The 19,541-nt window shown below is 55.5% G+C and carries 17 protein-coding genes and 4 tRNA genes; 6 read left to right on the forward strand and 15 right to left on the reverse strand.

The window, feature by feature from the left end:
- Nucleotides 1–181: 181 nt before the first annotated feature.
- The 10 genes from rplA to LOS15_RS13150 all read right to left on the reverse strand — a co-directional run bounded on the left by rplA (nt 182) and on the right by LOS15_RS13150 (nt 4,957).
- Nucleotides 182–874 carry a 50S ribosomal protein L1 gene (gene rplA / locus LOS15_RS13105; protein WP_263066386.1) on the reverse strand — a complete coding sequence of 231 codons (693 nt, stop codon included), beginning with the start codon at nt 872–874 and terminating at the stop codon, nt 182–184.
- A 2-nt stretch (nt 875–876) separates the two neighbouring features.
- Nucleotides 877–1,308 (reverse strand): 50S ribosomal protein L11, encoded by a 432-nt coding sequence (gene rplK / locus LOS15_RS13110; RefSeq protein ID WP_263066387.1) that lies wholly within the window; start codon nt 1,306–1,308, stop codon nt 877–879.
- A gap of 123 nt (nt 1,309–1,431) precedes the next feature.
- Nucleotides 1,432–1,965, reverse strand: coding sequence for a transcription termination/antitermination protein NusG (nusG, locus tag LOS15_RS13115; protein ID WP_263066388.1), 534 nt, complete (start codon nt 1,963–1,965; stop codon nt 1,432–1,434).
- 8 nt (nt 1,966–1,973) lie between these two features.
- Nucleotides 1,974–2,357, reverse strand: coding sequence for a preprotein translocase subunit SecE (gene secE, locus LOS15_RS13120; protein ID WP_263066389.1), 384 nt, complete (start codon nt 2,355–2,357; stop codon nt 1,974–1,976).
- A gap of 72 nt (nt 2,358–2,429) precedes the next feature.
- Nucleotides 2,430–2,505 (reverse strand) — tRNA-Trp (locus LOS15_RS13125).
- Between the two features lie 150 nt (nt 2,506–2,655).
- Nucleotides 2,656–2,730: transfer RNA gene (locus LOS15_RS13130), tRNA-Thr, on the reverse strand.
- A gap of 15 nt (nt 2,731–2,745) precedes the next feature.
- Nucleotides 2,746–2,819 (reverse strand) — tRNA-Gly (locus LOS15_RS13135).
- Between the two features lie 105 nt (nt 2,820–2,924).
- Nucleotides 2,925–3,008: transfer RNA gene (locus tag LOS15_RS13140), tRNA-Tyr, on the reverse strand.
- 129 nt (nt 3,009–3,137) lie between these two features.
- Nucleotides 3,138–3,977: a type III pantothenate kinase gene (locus LOS15_RS13145; protein ID WP_263066390.1), complete on the reverse strand. Its 840-nt coding sequence runs from the start codon at nt 3,975–3,977 to the stop codon at nt 3,138–3,140.
- Complete coding sequence (locus LOS15_RS13150) at nt 3,974–4,957, reverse strand: biotin--[acetyl-CoA-carboxylase] ligase (RefSeq protein ID WP_263066391.1); 984 nt, start codon at nt 4,955–4,957, stop codon at nt 3,974–3,976. Before LOS15_RS13150 ends, LOS15_RS13145 begins: the two co-directional genes overlap by 4 nt.
- Nucleotides 4,958–5,120: 163 nt before the next feature.
- Between LOS15_RS13150 and typA the strand changes: the two genes are divergently transcribed.
- The 6 genes from typA to LOS15_RS13180 all read left to right on the forward strand — a co-directional run bounded on the left by typA (nt 5,121) and on the right by LOS15_RS13180 (nt 12,689).
- Nucleotides 5,121–6,953, forward strand: a complete 1,833-nt coding sequence (gene typA / locus LOS15_RS13155) for a translational GTPase TypA (protein WP_263066392.1) — start codon at nt 5,121–5,123, stop codon at nt 6,951–6,953.
- A gap of 277 nt (nt 6,954–7,230) precedes the next feature.
- Complete coding sequence (locus LOS15_RS13160; RefSeq protein WP_263066393.1) at nt 7,231–8,673, forward strand: sodium-dependent transporter; 1,443 nt, start codon at nt 7,231–7,233, stop codon at nt 8,671–8,673.
- Nucleotides 8,674–8,726: 53 nt separating this feature from the next.
- Complete coding sequence (locus LOS15_RS13165; protein WP_263066394.1) at nt 8,727–9,497, forward strand: ABC transporter ATP-binding protein; 771 nt, start codon at nt 8,727–8,729, stop codon at nt 9,495–9,497.
- 117 nt (nt 9,498–9,614) lie between these two features.
- The gene (locus LOS15_RS13170) at nt 9,615–10,343 is read left to right on the forward strand and encodes an ABC transporter ATP-binding protein (RefSeq protein WP_263066395.1); all 729 of its coding nucleotides are present in this window, start codon (nt 9,615–9,617) and stop codon (nt 10,341–10,343) included.
- Nucleotides 10,344–10,359: 16 nt separating this feature from the next.
- Nucleotides 10,360–11,364, forward strand: a complete 1,005-nt coding sequence (locus tag LOS15_RS13175) for a branched-chain amino acid ABC transporter permease (protein ID WP_263066396.1) — start codon at nt 10,360–10,362, stop codon at nt 11,362–11,364.
- On the forward strand, nt 11,364–12,689 hold the full coding sequence (locus LOS15_RS13180) for a branched-chain amino acid ABC transporter permease (protein ID WP_263066397.1): 1,326 nt from the start codon (nt 11,364–11,366) through the stop codon (nt 12,687–12,689). The genes LOS15_RS13175 and LOS15_RS13180 overlap by 1 nt, the downstream gene beginning before the upstream one ends.
- Before the next feature lie 128 nt (nt 12,690–12,817).
- Here LOS15_RS13180 and LOS15_RS13185 read toward each other — a convergent pair whose 3' ends face one another.
- The 5 genes from LOS15_RS13185 to LOS15_RS13205 all read right to left on the reverse strand — a co-directional run bounded on the left by LOS15_RS13185 (nt 12,818) and on the right by LOS15_RS13205 (nt 19,466).
- Nucleotides 12,818–14,575, reverse strand: coding sequence for a methyl-accepting chemotaxis protein (locus tag LOS15_RS13185; RefSeq protein ID WP_263066398.1), 1,758 nt, complete (start codon nt 14,573–14,575; stop codon nt 12,818–12,820).
- Nucleotides 14,576–14,793: 218 nt separating this feature from the next.
- Nucleotides 14,794–16,005, reverse strand: coding sequence for an ABC transporter substrate-binding protein (locus LOS15_RS13190; protein WP_263066399.1), 1,212 nt, complete (start codon nt 16,003–16,005; stop codon nt 14,794–14,796).
- Between the two features lie 119 nt (nt 16,006–16,124).
- Nucleotides 16,125–17,693, reverse strand: a complete 1,569-nt coding sequence (locus LOS15_RS13195) for a phospholipase D family protein (RefSeq protein WP_263066400.1) — start codon at nt 17,691–17,693, stop codon at nt 16,125–16,127.
- The gene (locus LOS15_RS13200) at nt 17,671–17,907 is read right to left on the reverse strand and encodes a hypothetical protein (RefSeq protein WP_263066401.1); all 237 of its coding nucleotides are present in this window, start codon (nt 17,905–17,907) and stop codon (nt 17,671–17,673) included. The genes LOS15_RS13195 and LOS15_RS13200 overlap by 23 nt, the downstream gene beginning before the upstream one ends.
- A gap of 83 nt (nt 17,908–17,990) precedes the next feature.
- A complete protein-coding gene (locus LOS15_RS13205; protein ID WP_263066402.1) occupies nt 17,991–19,466 on the reverse strand; it encodes an SLC13 family permease in 1,476 nt (491 codons plus the stop codon).
- Between the last annotated feature and the right edge of the window lie 75 nt (nt 19,467–19,541).

Consider the following 19,541-nt stretch of genomic DNA (forward strand, 5'->3'; position numbering starts at 1 on the left):
CCACTGGCGGCCACACCATCTGCGCAGGCGCTGTTAAGGCAATTAAGCCGCGCTAAACAACTGCGCGGCACCTGCGGTCTTTGACGATGCCCCGTTGGGCTTAAACCTAAACGGGGGACCGCAAAGTTTTTGCTCGACTCTTACTCAAACCGATTACTACCAAAACCTATCAACGACTCGCTTATACCAGCGCAGAGTGGTCGATGGTCAAACCCGGGCCCATGGTAGTGGACAGGGTAACTTTCTTGAAGTAAATGCCTTTAGAGGAACTCGGCTTGAGCCTCTTAAGGTCAGCAACTAACGCTTCCAGGTTGCCCTGAACGGCGGTTGCCTCAAAATCAACCTTACCCAGCGTGGTGTGGATAATGCCGTTTTTGTCGGTACGGAAACGCACCTGACCTGCTTTGGCATTTTTAACCGCCGTCGCCACGTCAGGCGTTACGGTGCCAACTTTCGGGTTCGGCATCAGGCCGCGCGGACCCAGGATCTGGCCCAGCTGACCCACAACGCGCATCGCATCCGGAGAAGCGATAACGACGTCAAAGTCCATCACGCCTTTCTTGACTTGCTCAGCCAGCTCTTCCATACCCACGATGTCAGCGCCTGCTTCTTTAGCAGCGTCGGCGTTTGCACCCTGGGTGAAGACCGCTACGCGTACGTCTTTGCCAGTACCGTTAGGCATAACGGTGGCGCCACGTACAACTTGGTCAGATTTACGCGGGTCAACGCCAAGGTTGATCGCAACATCGAGAGACTCTTTGAACTTAACAGTCGACAGCTCAGAAAGCAGCGCAACAGCTTCTTCCAGAGAGTATGCTTTGTTCGTGTCTACTTTCTCGCGAATAACTTTCGCGCGCTTAGACAATTTAGCCATGATCAGAGACCCTCCACGTTTAAGCCCATGCTACGAGCGCTACCAGCAATGGTGCGCACCGCGGCATCGAGATTAGCAGCCGTCATATCCGGCTCTTTGGTCTTGGCGATCTCTTCAAGCTGCTCGCGGGTCACGGTGCCGACCTTCTTCTTGTTCGGCTCACCAGAACCTGACTTGATGCCCGCTGCTTTTTTCAGCAGTACGGCAGCAGGCGGCGTCTTGGTGACGAACGTGAAGCTGCGGTCAGAATAAACAGTGATCACGACAGGCGTCGGCAGGCCCGGCTCAATTTCTTGAGTCGCTGCGTTAAACGCCTTACAGAATTCCATGATATTCACGCCGTGCTGGCCCAGTGCGGGGCCTACGGGCGGACTCGGATTGGCTTTACCTGCAGCAACCTGCAGTTTGATATAAGCCTGTACTTTCTTGGCCATGGTAAATACTCCAGTTGGGTAGTAGCGCCTCTCGGCTCCCCGGTACTTATAAAGCAGCGATTGGCCGCTTCACATAATGCAGGGATGGCGTGCAGTGCATACCATCCCGCCACTTAATTCGGTTTACTCTTTCTCTACCTGTGAGAACTCAAGCTCAACAGGCGTTGCACGCCCGAAGATTAGTACGCTGACCTGCAGACGGCTCTTGTCGTAATTTACCTCTTCAACAACCCCATTGAAGTCGGCAAAAGGCCCGTCGATAACGCGAACCGACTGACCCGGCTCAAACATTGTTTTAGGCCGCGGCTTATCAGTGCCGTCTTTCACGCGACGAAGGATTGCTTCAGCTTCGCGGGTAGTGATAGCAGCTGGCTTCTCTTTCGTTCCACCAATGAACCCCATCACACGAGGCGTTTCGTTAACGAGATGCCACGTTTCGTCTGCCATCTCCATTTCGACCAGCACATAGCCGGGATAAAACTTGCGCTCACTCTTGCGGCGCTTTCCGTCGCGAACTTCAACCACTTCTTCCGTCGGCACTAAGATTTCACCAAAGCGATCTTCCATGCCATACATCTTCACGCGCTCAATCAGCGAACGCATGACATGCTTCTCAAAGCCGGAATAGGCGTGGACGACGTACCAACGTTTGGACATGAATGCTCCTAACCAATGACGCCGGACATTGCCCAGCCAAGAAGAGTATCGATCAACCACAGCATCAACCCGACCACTAGCACCGCGACCAGCACAATAGCGGTAGTCTGAACGGTTTCAGGACGGGTTGGCCATACAACGCGCTGAATCTCTTTCTTGGCGCTTACGGCAAGCTCTACCAAATCACGACCCTTTGTTGTAGTCAGCGCAATCAAACCCGCAACCACACAAAGCACCACCACACCTAAGACGCGGTAGAGAAGGCCAATATCAGCAAAATAGGTATTACCAACGACGGCAACGACAAGTAGCGCCACAACCGCTGCCCACTTGAGCCCGTCATGACGCGACTGTTGCACCTCTGCGCCATGTTTTAAAGAACTAGGCTTCATAAAAACGAGACTCCCAAGGGTGCAGCGAGCGACAAAGGAATTCTTGAAAAGACATACCAACCTGGGGAAGGTTGGCAGGCCAGGAGGGAATCGAACCCCCAACCTGCGGTTTTGGAGACCGCTGCTCTGCCAATTGAGCTACTGGCCTGTATCGTCATATGCGCAAACAATCGCCTACGCAATAGCGGGCGTCATAGTAGCGGAGAACATACCGCCTGACAACCCCTACTTCCCACCTTCTGCACAACACAGAAGGCAAAGACAAAAAAAGCGAGCTTCGCTCGCTTTCTTCGCAATATGGAGCTCATGGACGGAATTGAACCGTCGACCTCACCCTTACCAAGGGTGTGCTCTACCCCTGAGCTACATGAGCCAAAACACATCAAACTGGAGCGGGCGGCGGGAATCGAACCCGCACCATCAGCTTGGAAGGCTGAGGTTCTACCATTGAACTACGCCCGCCGAACTTGCCTTTAGAATGACAATCCGCTGCACGAGACACAATAGCTACACCCGCTTACCGGCTTTTCATTCCCAATCGCCGAGCAACTCAACGATTGATAAATCTGGTGGAGAGGGAAGGATTCGAACCTTCGAAGCTTTCGCGGCAGATTTACAGTCTGCTCCCTTTGGCCACTCGGGAACCTCTCCAGCTGTGGCGGCACATTATGCCAACCTCCAAAGCAGTGTCAAGCAAGCAATTTCTTTATTTATCAAGACTTGCAGCTTTGCTCTGCACACCTTGTGCGCAAGTTCTGCTCTGGAACGCGCTGCATTCTGTCAAAGCAGCATGGAGAATGCAAGGCCTGCGCGAATTTTTTCTAAGGAAGCCGGCTCAGGCACCCCTGGCGCGCCTGACATTTTCCCAGCACGCTCCGCAAAAGTCAGCGGAAAACTAGCCTCTAAGCCACCGTACACCATATCTGGCCAGACTGCGTGGGGCACCTGAACACCGCGAGAAATCACCCGCGCATCGCCACCCGTCAGCAGTACCGGCAATGCAATGCCTTGCTGATCACACACTTCGCTGTAAATACGATTAATGGCACTAACGGCTGCCATATAGATCCCGTGGTTAACCGCATCCACCGTACGGCGACCCGGCTCCAATAACGCATCCGCTTCACTTTCGGGGTCAATGGCGACGTTGCGAGTGCCTAATTTCAGGCTCTCTTTCATCAAACGTAACCCTGGCACAATAAATCCGCCTAAGTGAAGACCACCCGGCAATACAAAATCAATCGTAATCGCACTTCCACAATCCACTGCACAACAGCCGCCTGCTAGCTGATACCCTGCTAGCGCGCCCATCCAACGGTCCACCCCCAAACGTCCAGGCTCGTCATAGCCATTAACCACACCTAGGGCTTCAGTCGTAGAGCGCGCCACGTACACCTGCCGCACTTGGCGCCGCAGCAAGGCAACGGTTTCCTCCAGTACGGCCGCCCGCGCAACGCTGGAAATACGCACCGCCTCGACGACGTCAAGATCTGGAATATCCGCCCCTGGCCGCCACTCCTCTCGCGTCCACACCGCACCTCGTGAACGTATCTCACTACTTTCGGCATCTTTTAACCGCCATTTCGATAGCGTATTGCCGATATCCAAATCCAAAATCATAGGCGCCTGCGTACACTGATCTCACCGCCCGACAGGCGTCGCGAGTGATCATTTTCGGTAACCCAAAGATTACCACTCTCATCTACCTCTCCAGCAACTGCATCACTTGATCGCTCACCCTGAATAATGCGGATCGGCAGCCCTGCATAAGCATGACGGCGATTCCATGCGTCTCGCCAAGGGGCAAATCCCTCATTTTCGAAACCTGCCAGCATATCCAGTAAACCAGACACCATATCAGCGGCTAACTGATTTCGCGAAAGGCCCGCTTTCATATCAAACAGCGCAGCAACCGGCTGATCAATGGTGGCACGCAGACTATCCGGTAGCGATAGGTTCATACCCATACCAATAACTACCTCACAAGGGCCTGCCGCATCCCCGGTGACTTCGATAAGAATACCGGCCAGCTTACCCAACTCATCGTTGTTCTCAGCCAGTAAAATATCGTTGGGCCATTTTAATTTTGGCGAAACGCCATACTGCTCCAACACTTGCGCCACCACGACGCCCACCGCAAGGCTCAATCCTTCCAAAGCGTTTATGCCAGAATCAAAACGCCAGCCAAGCGACAGCATCAAGCTTTGCCCCCACGGCGTGGACCATACGCGCCCACGGCGGCCACGCCCGGCGGTTTGCAGCTCCGCAAAACATACCTCGCCATGCCCGGCCCCCTGAGCAAACCGCTCGCGCACATACTCATTGCTGGACGGCAGCTGATCTTCAATGAATAGCCTGGTTAGTAAATGCCGTGCATTTGCAGGCAAACGCTCAACAATGTTTGCTCCATCAAGAGGCTCAAGCGAATGAGCAAGGCGATAGCCTCGACCCTTCACCGCCACAAGCTCCACGCCCAGTGCGTCTAATTTTTTTAGCTGTTTCCATACGGCGGCTCGGGAAACGCCTAACGCTTCACCTAATTGTTCACCGGAATGAACCTCGCCATCGCTTAACAAACGCATCAGGTTACCGATGGTCATGTGCTTGCCCCAACTGGGAAAACGCCTATCTTAACGGATGCATGTCAAAGGCGAAAACTGCCGCGTTTAGGTTATTGACTTGATGCTTTATTTAAGACAGCGCTGGTAGTGGACCATGCCCAGACCCTATAATGCCGCCCTATTTTTCTAGCAGGATCGCGTCGTGATCGAGAATCTTCGCAACATTGCCATCATCGCCCACGTTGACCACGGTAAAACTACCTTGGTTGACAAACTGTTAAGCCAGTCTGGCACGCTCGACCGTAAGGCCGAAGGCCAAGAGCGCGTCATGGACTCTAATGACCAGGAAAAGGAGCGCGGTATTACCATCCTGGCCAAAAACACCGCTATTCAGTGGCAGGATGGTAGTGGCAAGGATTACCACATCAACATCGTGGATACCCCTGGGCACGCCGACTTCGGTGGTGAAGTTGAGCGCGTTATGTCCATGGTGGATTCGGTGTTGCTGCTGGTGGACGCGGTCGACGGCCCAATGCCGCAAACCCGTTTTGTGACCCAGAAGGCGTTTTCCCAGGGCCTCAAGCCGATTGTTGTCGTCAACAAGATTGACCGTCCCGGCGCACGCCCGGATTGGGTTATTGACCAGATTTTTGATCTGTTTGACAACCTAGGCGCCACCGATGAACAGCTCGACTTCCCGATCATCTACTGCTCGGCGCTGAACGGTATTGCCGGTATGGACCCGGAGGCGCTGGCTGACAACATGGACCCGATGTTCCAGGCGATTGTGGATATCGTTGAGCCGCCCGCAGTTGAGATTGATGGCCCGTTCCAGATGCAGATTTCTGCCCTGGATTACAACAGCTACGTTGGCGTTATCGGCCTTGGGCGCATCAAGCGTGGTTCGGTGAAGCCTAACCAGCAGATTTCAGTCATCAGCGTTGACGGCACTACTCGTAAGGGCAAAATTGGTCAGGTCATGACCCACATGGGCCTTGAGCGGGTACAAACCACCGAGGCGACTGCAGGTGATATCGTCTGTGTAACCGGCATCGAAGATCTGTCGATTTCCGACACGCTATGTGACCCAAGCACCGTTGAAGCGCTGCCGCCGCTATCTGTCGACGAACCGACCGTTTCGATGACGTTTCAGGTCAACGATTCGCCGTTTGCGGGTAAAGAAGGCAAATTTGTCACCAGCCGTAATATTAAAGATCGCCTCGATCAAGAGCTTATCCACAACGTGGCACTGCGCGTTGAGCAGGGCGACACCCCGGAGAAGTTTAAAGTCTCTGGCCGTGGCGAACTGCATCTGTCGGTACTCATCGAAACCATGCGCCGTGAAGGCTTCGAGCTGGCCGTTGGCCGCCCGGAAGTCATCATCAAAGAGATTGACGGCGTGAAGCAAGAGCCTTACGAAGAAGTCATCATCGACTGTGAAGAGCAGCACCAGGGCGCTATCATGGAGGAGCTTGGCTATCGTAAAGGCGAGATGACCAACATGAACCCGGATGGTAAAGGCCGCGTTCGTTTGGACTTCATCATTCCTGCGCGTGGCTTAATCGGCTTCCGCGGCCAGTTCCTGACACTGACCTCCGGCACCGGCATCCTGACCAGCCGCTTTGATCATTACGGCCCGCTGAAGCCGGACGCCTCTATCGAGCGTCGTAACGGCGTCTTAGTCTCAATGGTAGGCGGTAAAGCGCTGGCCTACGCTCTCTACGCCCTTCAAGAGCGCGGCAAGCTGATCATCGATCACGCGACTGAAGTGTACGAAGGCATGCTGATCGGTATTAACAACCGTGCCAACGACATGGTGGTTAACCCGACCAAGGGCAAAAAGCTCGATAACATGCGCTCAACGGGTAACGATGAAAACATCGTACTGACGCCGCCGATCAAGTTCACCCTTGAGCAGGCCATTGAATTCCTCGATTCCGATGAGCTGGTAGAAGTCACGCCGACGCACATCCGTCTGCGTAAGAAGCACCTGACTGAAAATGAGCGTAAGCGTAGTAGCAAGAAACAGGCTTAATACACACGCTTTCCTCACAATACCAGAAACCCGCCCTAGTGCGGGTTTTCTGCTTTTTACACCAATACTCCCTAAATTATTCCCACCCTTCCTCCACATCGCCCGCCAAGCGGCTCCATTAACGCAACCTAAACGCTAGCGGGCTGGAAAGCGCGTGCGTTCTATCGCAAAGTAGCGCTAACTGCAGCGCGGCCTCGGCCCACCTGCACCCCTCAATTCATACAGGTGTTTGGCTTATGACGTCTACCCAAGCACCAGCACATGGGCACTTCTCCACATGAGCGGTCACAACGTCTGGACTCACAAAGGCACCTTTTTATTGGCGGCAGTCGGTTCTGCCGTCGGCCTTGGCAACCTATGGCGGTTTCCCTACCTTACCGGCGAAAACGGCGGCGGGGCATTTATCTTGGTCTACGCCTTAACGATTTTTGCTGTCGGCATCCCCATTTTAATTGCCGAAACCATGCTCGGACGCACCAGCCGCCAAAGCCCGATTATGGGTATGCGTCACCTGACTAAAACTCATAAAACCTCTCGCGCCTGGGAGTCAATCGGCTGGTTAGGGGCGGCTTCCGCCTTCCTGATTTTAAGCTTTTATTCAGTCATCGCGGGTTGGGCACTGCACTACACCTGGCTGATGCTGACAGGCGAGTTAGTAGGTGCGGATGCACAGACCATCGGCGACGGCTTTAACGCGCTGCTGGCCTCTCCAGGGTTAATGACGCTCTACCACACGCTGTTTATTGCCGCCTCGGCTCTGATTGTCGCGATGGGTATTCACAAAGGCATTGAGTCAGGCCTACGTATCATGATGCCCGCACTGTTTGCCATCCTCATCCTGGTACTCATTTACGGCATCATTAACGGTGATGTGGGCGCTGCTGCCAGCTTCTTGTTTACCTTTAATATCGGCGATCTCAGTCTTGAAGGCTGGTTGCAGGCCATGGGCCAATCGTTCTTTACGCTGAGCCTGGGCATGGGCATGGGCGCCATCATGGCGTATGGCGCTTACATGTCGAGTGACGCCTCGCTAACCCGCACCGCCATTGCGGTTGCGTTTGTGGATACCGCCGTTGCGATGGTAGCTGGCCTGGCGATCTTCTCGCTGGTATTTGGCGCAGGCCTGGAAACCAGCCAAGGCCCTGGGCTGATGTTTGTCACCCTGCCACTGGCATTTGCCGACATGCCGTTTGGTGCCTTAGTGGGGGGCGTGTTCTTTATTCTGGTACTGGGTGCGGCGATCAGCTCGTCGATCTCACTGATTGAGCCAGTCGCTGCCTTTTTGGTCGAGCGTTTTGATATGACCCGCCCGCAAGCGGTGACCATTATGGTCGTTGCCGCCTGGGCAATGGGCCTGCTGACGGTGGTGAGCTTTAACGTGTGGGCGGAAGGCACTCTTTTCCACACCCTGTTCGGGCGCAGCGCGTTTGACTTTATTGAGCTACTCACCAATATCTTTATGCCACTGGGCGGCCTGATGATTGCGCTTTTTGCTGGCTGGGCGCTCACCCAAAGCGAAGTCAAGAAAGAGCTGGGCACTAACCAAACGTGGTTCAAAACCTGGCGTTTTTTAGTGCGCTTTGTTGGCCCGGCCGCCGTGTCGTTCGTTTTCCTACGGACCATTCCTTACGTGGACGGCTATGTCATTCCCACGCTGGGGGCGCTCATCATTGTAGGTGCATTTGCTCTTAGCCAACGCCTGGGTAAATCCACCTCCTAACATCATGCGAATAACGCAGGCGGCCTCAAAGCCGCCTGCTCCGCGAGGTCACCATGAAACCGCTTATCGAAGTACAACACGTTAATAAAGCGTTCGGTGGGCTACACGTCATCAACGATTGCTCTATACGCGTTGAGAAAGGCTCTATTACCGGCATGATCGGCCCTAACGGTGCGGGTAAATCGACCCTGTTTAACCTCATCGCTGGCGCCTTGACGCCTGACAGCGGCGCTATTCTGCTGGATGGTGAAGACATCACCTCGCTCAGTGCCGACCAGCGCTTTCATAAAGGCCTGCTGCGCACCTTTCAAATTGCCCACGAATTCAGCCAAATGAGTGCGCTGGAAAATTTGATGATGGTGCCGCCTCAGCAAGCGGGTGAAAGCCTGTTCAATACGTGGTTTAAGCCAGGCCTTGTGCGCCAGCAAGAGGCCGAGGTGCGCCGCCGCGCGCTTGAAGTGATTGACTTTGTGGGCCTTCACCACGTGCGCAACGAACTGGCGGGCAACCTTTCTGGCGGCCAGAAAAAGCTGCTTGAGCTTGGCCGCACCATGATGACCGATGCCAAGGTCGTTCTACTTGATGAAATTGCCGCTGGGGTAAACCGCACCTTGCTCGGCGATTTAATGGGAAATATCGAGCGGCTCAACCGCGAGATGGGTTACACCTTCTTAGTGATTGAGCATGATATGGACATGATCTCGCGACTCTGCGACCCGGTAATTGTGCTTGCCCAGGGCAGCGTGATGGTCGAAGGCCATATTGAAGAGATACAGAATAACCCAGCGGTCATTGAAGCCTACTTCGGCTCAGATGCCGCTTAGTAAGCAACTATATAATCAACAACAGCGGCCTAGGGTAGCCAAAAATGGCTATCCCTAGGGGCTAAAATAATATCGTTGCGGCTACCAACCTAGCACAACGTTTGCTGAGACACCTTTATGCCATCCACACCTGCATCCCCCCAGCCACTGCTTGACGCACGCGACGTGCACGGCGGCTATGGCAGCATGAATATTTTAAACGGGGTCAATATGACGCTGTATGCCGACGAGGTCGGCGTTATTGTCGGCCCCAACGGTGCGGGCAAGTCCACCATGCTGAAAGCGGTGTTTGGATTGCTCAATGTGAACCAGGGCGAGATTCTGCTCAACGGTCAGCCGATCCACAACCTGCCCCCCAACCAGCTGGTGGAGCGCGGCATGGGCTTTGTGCCCCAGGAAAAAAACGTCTTTCCCAGCCTTTCCGTCAAAGAGAACCTGGAAATGGGCGCCTACCTAAAGCCGCAGAACGTTAAGCGTATGCTGGAGCAGGTCTACGACTTCTTCCCTCCGCTAGTGGAGAAGCGCCATCAGCCTGCTGGCGAGCTCTCCGGTGGGCAGCGCCAAATGGTCGCCATGGGGCGTGCCTTAATGGCGGAACCTAGCCTGCTACTGCTGGATGAGCCAACCGCAGGCCTTTCACCGCTGTATATGAATGAGATTTTTGATCGCGTGAAGAAGATCAACGCCGCAGGCGTGGGCATTTTAATGGTCGAGCAGAACGCCAAGCAGGCCTTGGCCATTGCCGATAAAGGTTTTGTGCTGGCAGCGGGCCAGAACCGCTTTACGGATACCGGGGCGGCGCTGCTTGCTGACCCTGATGTCGCCAAAAGCTTTTTGGGCGGCTAGCCCGGGGGAGAAGCACGTGAACGAACTGGTCTTTTTTATTAATAACGTGGTGATTGCGGGCAGCGTTACCGGCTCGATTTATGCCATTGGTGCGATTGGCGTCACGCTGATTTTTAGCATCATGCGCTTTGCCCACTTTGCTCATGCTGACATGATGACGTTCGGGGCCTTTATGGTGTTGCTGCTCACCACTGCCTTCCCGGCGGCAGGTGCTAGCATCGGCGTACCCACAGCGCTGATTATGCTACCGCTCGCTATGCTGCTCACCGCTCTACTGGCAGTGGGTATCGATAAGGCGTTCTACAAGCCGCTGCGCGCCCACGGCGTAAAGCCTATTGTGATGGTGATTGGCTCGCTGGGCGTCACACTGATGCTTCAAGGGCTTATCCGGCTATTTTCCGGCACCGGGGGGCAGAGTCTCTACGTCGACGACCGCAAAGAGATCTTCCGTATAGCAGTGCCTTTTGAGGGTGTTAGGGCACCTATCGTGATTACCGAACCGCAGATTTACCTGTTTGTGATCACCCTGGTAGCGGTTGTTGCGCTCCATCTGTTCCTTAACCGTTCTCGGTTAGGCAAAGCAATGCGCGCCATGTCGGATAACCCTGAACTGGCGCAAGCGTCAGGGATTAACACGAACACCATTGTGGCCGTTACCTGGGTAATTGCGGGCGGCCTGGCGGCCATTGCAGGCACCTTGCTCTCCCTAGACGTCACCTTCAAGCCAGACTTGAGCTTCTTCCTGCTGCTGCCGATTTTCGCTGCAGCGATTGTCGGTGGCGTCGGCCACCCGTATGGCGCGATTGCCGGAGGGTTTGTGGTGGGCTTTGCCGAAACCCTGGCGGTATTTAACTGGAACGTGCTGCTGCGACCTTTCCGCGACAGCTTCCCAGCATGGCTTGAGCTGCCTAGCAACCTCGCCTTTGTGGGCACTGAATATAAGATTGTAGTGCCATTCTTTATTCTGGTGGCCATCCTGGTGTGGCGCCCGACCGGCCTGTTTAAAGGCAAGGTGATCTAATGAGCCAACCAACGAATAATCGCAACCCGACCTACACACCGCAAGACGCCACCCCGCAGCGCCGCTTCCCGCTCCGCGAGCTGGTGCTGTTTGGCGCGCTGTTTGCTGCCGTGCTGGCGGTCTACGCCCTAATGGGCGCCGCCTACAGCACCCGTATGCTGGTAGAGGCCGCCTGTTACGCCATTCTGGCCTTGGGCCTGACGATTCAGTGGGGTTACGCCGGGCAGTTTAACGCCGGGGTGATGGGCTTTGTGGCCCTCGGTGGCTTCTGCGCCATGCTGTTTAGCGTGCCGGTAAATGATGCCTTTTGGGGCACGGAGCTGCCGGGCGAGCTGGGCCAAGTGCTGCTCTATGGCATCGCAGCGACGCTGTTGGTCATGGGGGCCACCAAACTTGACCGCCTGGGCGTGCCAAAGAAATTGCGCACGGTCATCGCGGTGGTGCTGGCGGTCGTGCTTTATCTGGTGGTGATTAGTTTGCTGCGCGATGTGACCAGCCAAATTCAGTCCCAGGCGGGCTTTGTAGGCGGCTTTGGCTTACCTGCCTGGGTGGGCTGGATTGTCGGCGGCGCGTTGGCCGGTGGCGTTGGCTACTTGATTGGCCATGTGTGCCTTGGGCTACGCAGCGACTATCTCGCCATCGCGACGCTCGGCATTGCCGAGATCATTAAGGCATTTTTGAAAAACTCCGACTGGCTCACTCGGGGTACCGCCACCGTCTCCCCGCTGCCCTGGCCAACCCCTGGCCCCGCCGAGTTGGGGTTTACCCTCTCTAGAGCCATCTACCTATCGGTGACGGCGGTGGTGATTGCGGTGATCTTCTTTCTGCTGCACCGCGCTTACCACGCCCCTTGGGGGCGGATGATTCGTGCGATTCGCGATAACGAAGTCTCCTCTGCGGCCATGGGTAAAGATATCAACAAGCGTCGCCTGGAGATTTTCGTACTGGGCTGCATTTTGATGGGCTTAGGGGGCGGCATGCTGGGCACGTTTAACAGCCTGTTCGACCCGCAGGGCTATCTGCCCCTGAATCATACCTTTCTGGTGTTGGTGATGGTGATTCTGGGCGGCCCTGGCAATAACCTGGGCACCATCTTTGGTGCGGTCGCGGTCTACATTATTTGGATTATGTCAGAACCGTTAGCGCTGTTTTTAATGCAGCTAGCCGTCGCATTTGGCGAGGGTGCCTTTGGCTGGGAGGCGCCCAGCAATATGGATAGCCGAGCACTTCAAGCGCGGGTGCTGGTCATTGGTATGCTGATTACGTTGGTGCTGCGCTTCGCGCCCAAAGGGCTGCTGCCTGAAAAAATATCGCAACATGGTTAACAAGCACCATCGTTAACAAGCAACAGGGTTAACCAGCGTATTGACCCATAAGTAAAAACGCCCTTAAGCATAGTGTTAAGGGCGTTTCCTTTTAAACATACCTTTCGAGCTACCAGTGCACTGCGCGGCTAGAAGTCGTCAGTCGCCAGCACCCCATCCCTTTTTTGTACGGTGCCCGCTAACGCCTTAGGTGAAGAGGAGCCATGTTTTGAAAGCTGGTCTACCGTTGGCACGGCGTCGCCTAATATAAAACCGCTTATCAGGCGATTAAGCTGCTCGGCCTGCTGGCGCATGCGGCTGGCGGTGGCGGTACTCTCCTCCACCAGTGCGGCGTTTTGCTGGGTCATACCGTCGAGCTGAACTACCGCCGTATTCACTTCGCTCACCCCCACACTCTGCTCTTTAGAGCCCGCACTAATATCAGTGATAACCTGAGCCACCTGGTGCACGCTGCCTAGAATCTCTCGCATTGTGTTACCCGCCCGTTGAACGATTTGACTCCCTTTCTGTGAGTGCTCCACCGAGGTGGCTATTAGCGTTTTAATTTCCTGGGCGGCCTCTGCAGAGCGCTGAGCCAGCTTCCTTACCTCCTGGGCAACCACCGCAAATCCTCGCCCGTGCTCACCCGCGCGGGCAGCCTCTACCGATGCATTAAGTGCCAGAATATTGGTCTGAAAAGCGATCGAGTCTATGAGCGTGACAATTTCACTGATTTGCCCAGAGGAGGCCTTGATATCGGCCATCGTCCGCTCGACATCCTCCATCGCCGTTTGCCCTTGGGTGACCACGCTCGCGCTCTCTTGCACCATGCGGTCAGCGGTTTGAGCGTGCTCCGCATTATGCTCAACGGTTGACGTGATCTCTTCCATGGCTGACGAGGTTTGCTGCAAGCTTGCCGCGGCCTGGTCGGTGCGCGTTGCTAATTCTTCACTGCCCTGGGCGATATTATCCGCCGCTTGATACACCGTTAGGGCGCTGCTTCTAACGTCGCTCAGCATGGACTGGATGTGCGCCAGAAAGCTGTTGAAATCCTCGGCTAGTTCGCCAACTTCGTCACGACTAGTTACCTGCAGACGCTGCGTAAGATCGCCACGGCCAGAAGCCACTTCCGCAGCAACGGCTTGGATGTGGTGTGAGGTATGGCGAATCCGCTTAACTGTGCGCCGCGCCAACCAGATAGCCAAAGCGGTAATCGCAAGGTTGATAAACGTGGCAATAACCCAAAGCCGCATAAAAGCCATTTTGAGATCTGCCGTCGCGGCTGCTTCGATGGCTTCCATCGTCGCATCGATATCCGTCACATAAACGCCTGCGCCAATCACCCAGCCCCACTCATCAACGGCTTCGGCATAGGAGTATTTGGGCTCGGCGTTGCCCGTCACGGGGTGCGGCCAGTCATACTGGTAGAAGCCACCGCCTTGCTGTGCCAACACGGCCATGTCACGAATCATTTCGCGTCCGCTTGCATCACGCGCGCCCAGCATGTTTGTCCCTACACTTTCTGGCACGGCCGGCTGTACCAACATGGTGCCGTCCATCTCATAGACAAAAATGTAGTTATCATTTTCAAACCGCATGCCATTCAGAAGCTGAACCGCTTGCGCTTGAGCGCGCTGTGTATCGCCTTCTGTCGCTTGAAGTTCACGTATCATTGAGCTTGCGAGCTCAACGCTGCTGCGGACTCCCTGCTCGCGAGCTTCCACGAGCAAGGTACGCTGCTGCTCGATCTGGACTTGGTTGTTGCGGTAGCGATCAATGCCCTCTAGAAGGAGAAGACAGCTGGAAGAGAGTACCAGCGGCATGAGGACGAGCAGCATAATTTTGAACTGTAGGCTGCCTTCCAAATAGTGGAAGAAGCGGGTCAGTGGACCCCGTGTTGTCGTCATTATTATTTTCCCCAGTGAAGGTCGTCAGTATTGTTAGGTCAACGCGATTTCTGAGACGAGAGAATAGCGTGCCTGACACTGCCAACAGGTGATCTTCATCAAGTCTATGCGACATAAGCGCCTAGCAAGGAAAAGGCGTGTGAAAGACAGCAGCAGGCAGTAAAAAGCCCTCGACGCCTGACGGCGCCAAGGGCTCAGCAAAACAACAGACCGTTTGTTTAGAGGTCGACCAACCCCTTGCTGGTAAAGGCGCCATTCTCGACGACCATCTCCACCACTACGCCGGGTACATCACCGTTTTCATCAAACTCATGGGAGCCAGAAGCGCCTTCGTAGTTGATCTCGGTGCCTGCCGCAATCAGCTCTACCGCTTTTTCCCACTCACCCGGTAAGATGATCTCGCCTGGCGCGCTGGAAACACTCCGCAGCGCTTCGCTTAACCCCTCGCGTTCAGCGCTGCCATTTTGCTCGATGGCCAGTGCCACCAAAAAGGCAGCGTCGTAGGCTTGAGCGGCAAATACGGCGCTGGGATCGATGTTGGCGGCTTCTGCAGCGCTGTTAAAAAGATCGGTACCAGGCAGGTCGGGGCTGCCGGGACGAGTAGCGATCATGCCGTCCAAAACATCAGCACCAATCGCGCTTACCAGGCTATCGCCCACCATGCCGTCGGCGCCCACGTACTGAGTAAACATACCGCTTTCATAGGCTTGGCGAAGTACCGTTTGGCCCGAGGTGTCAGCATACGCCAGCACCACAAGCGTATCCGCGCCGCTCACCGAGAGAGACCCTAGTTCGGAGCGGTAGTCTGCACGGTTATCTTCATGGGCGAGATTTTCCGCGATCTCACCGCCGCCCTCTTCAAAGGCTGTGCTAAACGCATCAGACAGGCCGCGTCCGTAATCGTTGTTGACGTAGGTAACGGCAACAAAATCGATACCTTTATCCAACAGCAGTTTGGCCAGCATTTCACCCTGGAAAGCATCAGACGGAACGGTGCGGAAGACCAAGTCATTGTCGTCCAGCTCAGAGACCGCCGGAGCAGTGGAGGCTGGCGAAACCATTAACACGCCGCCGGGGATAGCCGCATTGTTCGCCGCCGCAATGGTGGCGCCGGTGCAGAGTGCGCCGACAATCGCCGTGACTTGCTCCGAGTTCACCATGCGGTCAGCCGCGTTGGACGCCGCAGAGGCATCCGAGCAGGTGGTGTCACCAGAAGGCATCACTAACGTCTGCCCGCCTAAAATACCGCCCTGTTCGTTCACCTGCGCTACCGCCAGCTGCGCACCTTCAAAAATCGGTGGCGTCAGGCTCTCGATCCCACCGGTAAAGCCACCTAAGAAGCCAACCTTGACTTCATCTGCTTGAGCCATGCCCGTTAAGGCCAGTGACGAGACCGCCACAGCAGTGACTAATGCGCGCTTATTCATCATATTATTGGTCGCTCCCAGTATATTAAGTGTCTCAATCGTCCAGCGTGAGACTCCTCTTAATCTGGAACCAGAACGCAAAAAAAACAAGCAACGCTTTCTAACGTTTCCTTACCCTGCTCCTAAAGCCATCGCTCGAAGCGCAGCGTATGGCTTAACCATGCACTCAGGTGCCGCCACCAGCTGCCGGGTTCGTCGGTTAACACCTCAGGCTGACCGTCTCGTTCCAGCAGCCAGTTCAACCTGCCGCTGTCATCAAGAACGACCTGATAGCTAATGGAAGGCTCTCTGCCTATCTCAACTAGCTCGTCAAATGCCTGCATCAGCGATTCGCTGCTCACTAATACCCCAACTTCGGTGTTCCACAGCACTGAACGCGGGTCAGCATTGAACGAGCCAATAAACAGCTGATCATCAAAGCGAATCGCTTTGATGTGCAAGGCCGAAGCCGAGGCGCCCGGCACGCGCATTTCGTGTTCATCCGACGTTGAGGATGACTCCTGCTCTGGGCGTAACTCGTAGAGTGCTACACCGCTTTCAAGTAGCGTTGATCGCCAAGGGGCATACGCACCGTGCACCACGGCAGCGTCGGTAGCTTCCAGCGAATTAGTGAGGATATCCACCTCCACGCCTTGCTCGGCCAGTGCCACCAAACGTTCAACGCCTTGTTGGGTGGGGACGAAGTAGGCGGAGATGAGCACTAGGCGCTCATCTAGCGTTGTAGCGGCGGTCAAATCACCCAGCAGAGTGGACTGCCACTCGGGAGTGCCCGACTGAGCCAGTTTGCCCGGCGCATCCCACAGAGCCACGCCCTCCCCCCAGTGGAGGGTTTCCCAGGGTGGCGCATTGCGGGTCTGACGACGCAGCTCATTGAAGTACGTCGAGTCTGCGTGGCTATCCAGCCAAGTGTCTACATCCGCTTTTAAAGGCTGCCAAGCGTTAACGGCAACGTGATGGTAGCGTTCAATCGGTTGCGCTAAGCCGTGGTTCCAGTACAGATCAAAACTGCCGGATAGCATCGGCACCACCTCGCCCACGCTAACAAGGTCAAGATCGGCAAAGTTACGCGACGCATTGGCATCAAAGTACTCATCCCCCAAGTTACGGCCGCCCAAAATCGCTACGCTGCCGTCAGCGATCCAGAGCTTGTTATGCATGCGCCGATGCTGCTGAGCTGGATTCACTACCGACGCTAATACCCGCGTCACTATATGCCCCCGCCCAGCCGAGAGTGGGTTGTACACCCGCACATAAATATTGGGATGGCTGGCCAGCGCTGCTAAGCGTTCGCCTTGACCAACGGCGCCGATATCATCGACCAGTAATCGAATTCGTACGCCTTGTGCGGCAGCCTCAACCAGTTGAGAAAACACCAATTGCGTGGTTTGGCCGCCGCCCAACAGATAGGTTTGAATGTCTAAGGTTTTCTGCGCTTGACGAATCAAACCCACACGTACGGCAAACGCCGCTTGGCCGTTGGCTAACAGCCCAAAGCCATCGGGTTCAGATTGCGTATCCAGCGCTTGGGCAGCCTGCTTACCCAGCCATGTTTCCCGTGCCTCCATCGATTCGAGGCTGGTGTGATGCTCCCGCACCACAACATGCGTACAGCCCGTCAGCAGGAGGAGAACCATCGCCAGCGGTAGCCAGCAGACACGGCGCCCAGTGTTAGTCATCGTCGTGATCAGCAAACCGCTGCGCCTGCTGCTTACGCAGGCGGTTTCGGCGGTAAAGTCTTACCAACGCGATAGCCAGCGCGGCGGCCACCATAAGAGCAAGCACAATCCCCTGCCAGGGGCGGGCGGCATCGCCCATCACCGTTTCCAAGGTAATAACCAGCATTAATCCCAGCGCTTGCGACCCAATGGCAAGCGCCCGCAGCATGTCAAAGGCGGATTGCGGCATAGATATCTCCGTCATGTTTAACGTACATAATGAGGTTTACCAGTGTACCTGCTTAACGGGATAACCCTGAATGCGGCAGGTCGCTACTTCCACCAGCCAAACCCTAATACCGGCATGGCAAGCGCCAATACCGCTACACAGATAACTCCAATAGCAACCAGGCTCATTACCGCCCCGGCACGCAGCATGTCACTCACTTGCACTTTACCGCTGCCGAAGACAACCGCATTGGGCGGCGTCGCGACCGGCAGCATAAAAGCACAAGAAGCTGCCATGGCAACCGGTACGGTAAGCAGGAGTGGGCTTTGCTCCATGCTCACGGTTAGCGCCGCCGCTAGCGGTATAATCGCTGCGGCGGTAGCGGTATTACTGGTCACATGGCTCATTAACATGACGGTAACGACCACCATAAAAATCATCGCCCAGATGGGCCAGCTTGCAAACACTGCCAGCAGATTAGCCACGCTTTCCGCCAACCCCGAGCTTTCGATAGCGCTGCCCAGGCTGAGCCCACCACCGACAAGCAGTAATACGTTCCAGGGAAGGTTTTGTGCGCTTTTCCAGTCGAGTAAAAACTGGCGTTCCCTCCAACGGGCGGGAATCACAAACAGTAGCAATGCTCCCATCACGGCAATGCCGCCATCGCTGAGGGTAAGGCCGGTTAGATTTTCCAACAGTGGACGCCCGATCCAAGCCAGCGCTACCAGGATAAAGACGGCGGCCACCCGTTGCTCAGGACGGGTCATTCGGCCCAGGTCCTCCTCCTGCTGCGACAGCACCGACGCGATACCTTCCAGCGGTAAGCGAGGAACAGGATAAATCCAGCGGGTGAGCAGCCACCACCCTACCAACAGCAGCAGCGCCGCAGGCGGCACACCGACCAGCATCCACTGAGCAAAGCCGATCTCAATACCATAGTTATCCGCCATAAAGCCGGCCAGTAACGCATTGGGCGGCGTCCCTATCAGCGTACCCATGCCACCAATGTTGGCGGCCAACGCGATGCCCAGCAGCAGACAGAGCTGCATAGGGCGCTGCTCTAACGCACTGCCCTGACGTTCAAGTAGCGCTAGAACCGACAAACCTATCGGCACCATCAGCGCCGCCGTCGCGGTGTTGCTGACCCACATACTCAGAAACGCCGTTGCCCCCATAAAACCGGCGACGAGCTGATCTGGACGCTTTCCCGCCACGGTCAGCACACCCAACGCGATCCGACGGTGAAGATTCCAGCGCTGTATCGCCTCCGCCAACATAAAGCCGCCTAAAAATAGAAAAATAAGCGGATTGGCATAAGGAGCCGCCGCTGCATTGACGTCAACCACACCTAACAGCGGTAATAACGCGACGGGCAGCAGTGCAGTTACCGGCATCGGCACCGGCTCCAGAATCCACCATATCGCCATCCACGCTGTCAGAGCGACGACACGCCATGCGTCGATAGGCATCTCGCCAGGCGCCTCTAACATCAGCAATACCACCGCTAATAGGGGGCCTCCCACTAGCCCTACGGTAATTTTGCGTCGTTGCCAATGTAGGGCCTTTTCAGGCGCATCCATAGGTATCATCTCCTTGATAAAACGGCGCACATGGGTACTTGATACGCTTCTCCATCCGCTAGCCTCTGCGCCTGT

This window comes from Halomonas sp. 7T, from assembly GCF_025643255.1.
In the GTDB taxonomy this organism is placed as follows: Bacteria; Pseudomonadota; Gammaproteobacteria; order Pseudomonadales; family Halomonadaceae; genus Vreelandella.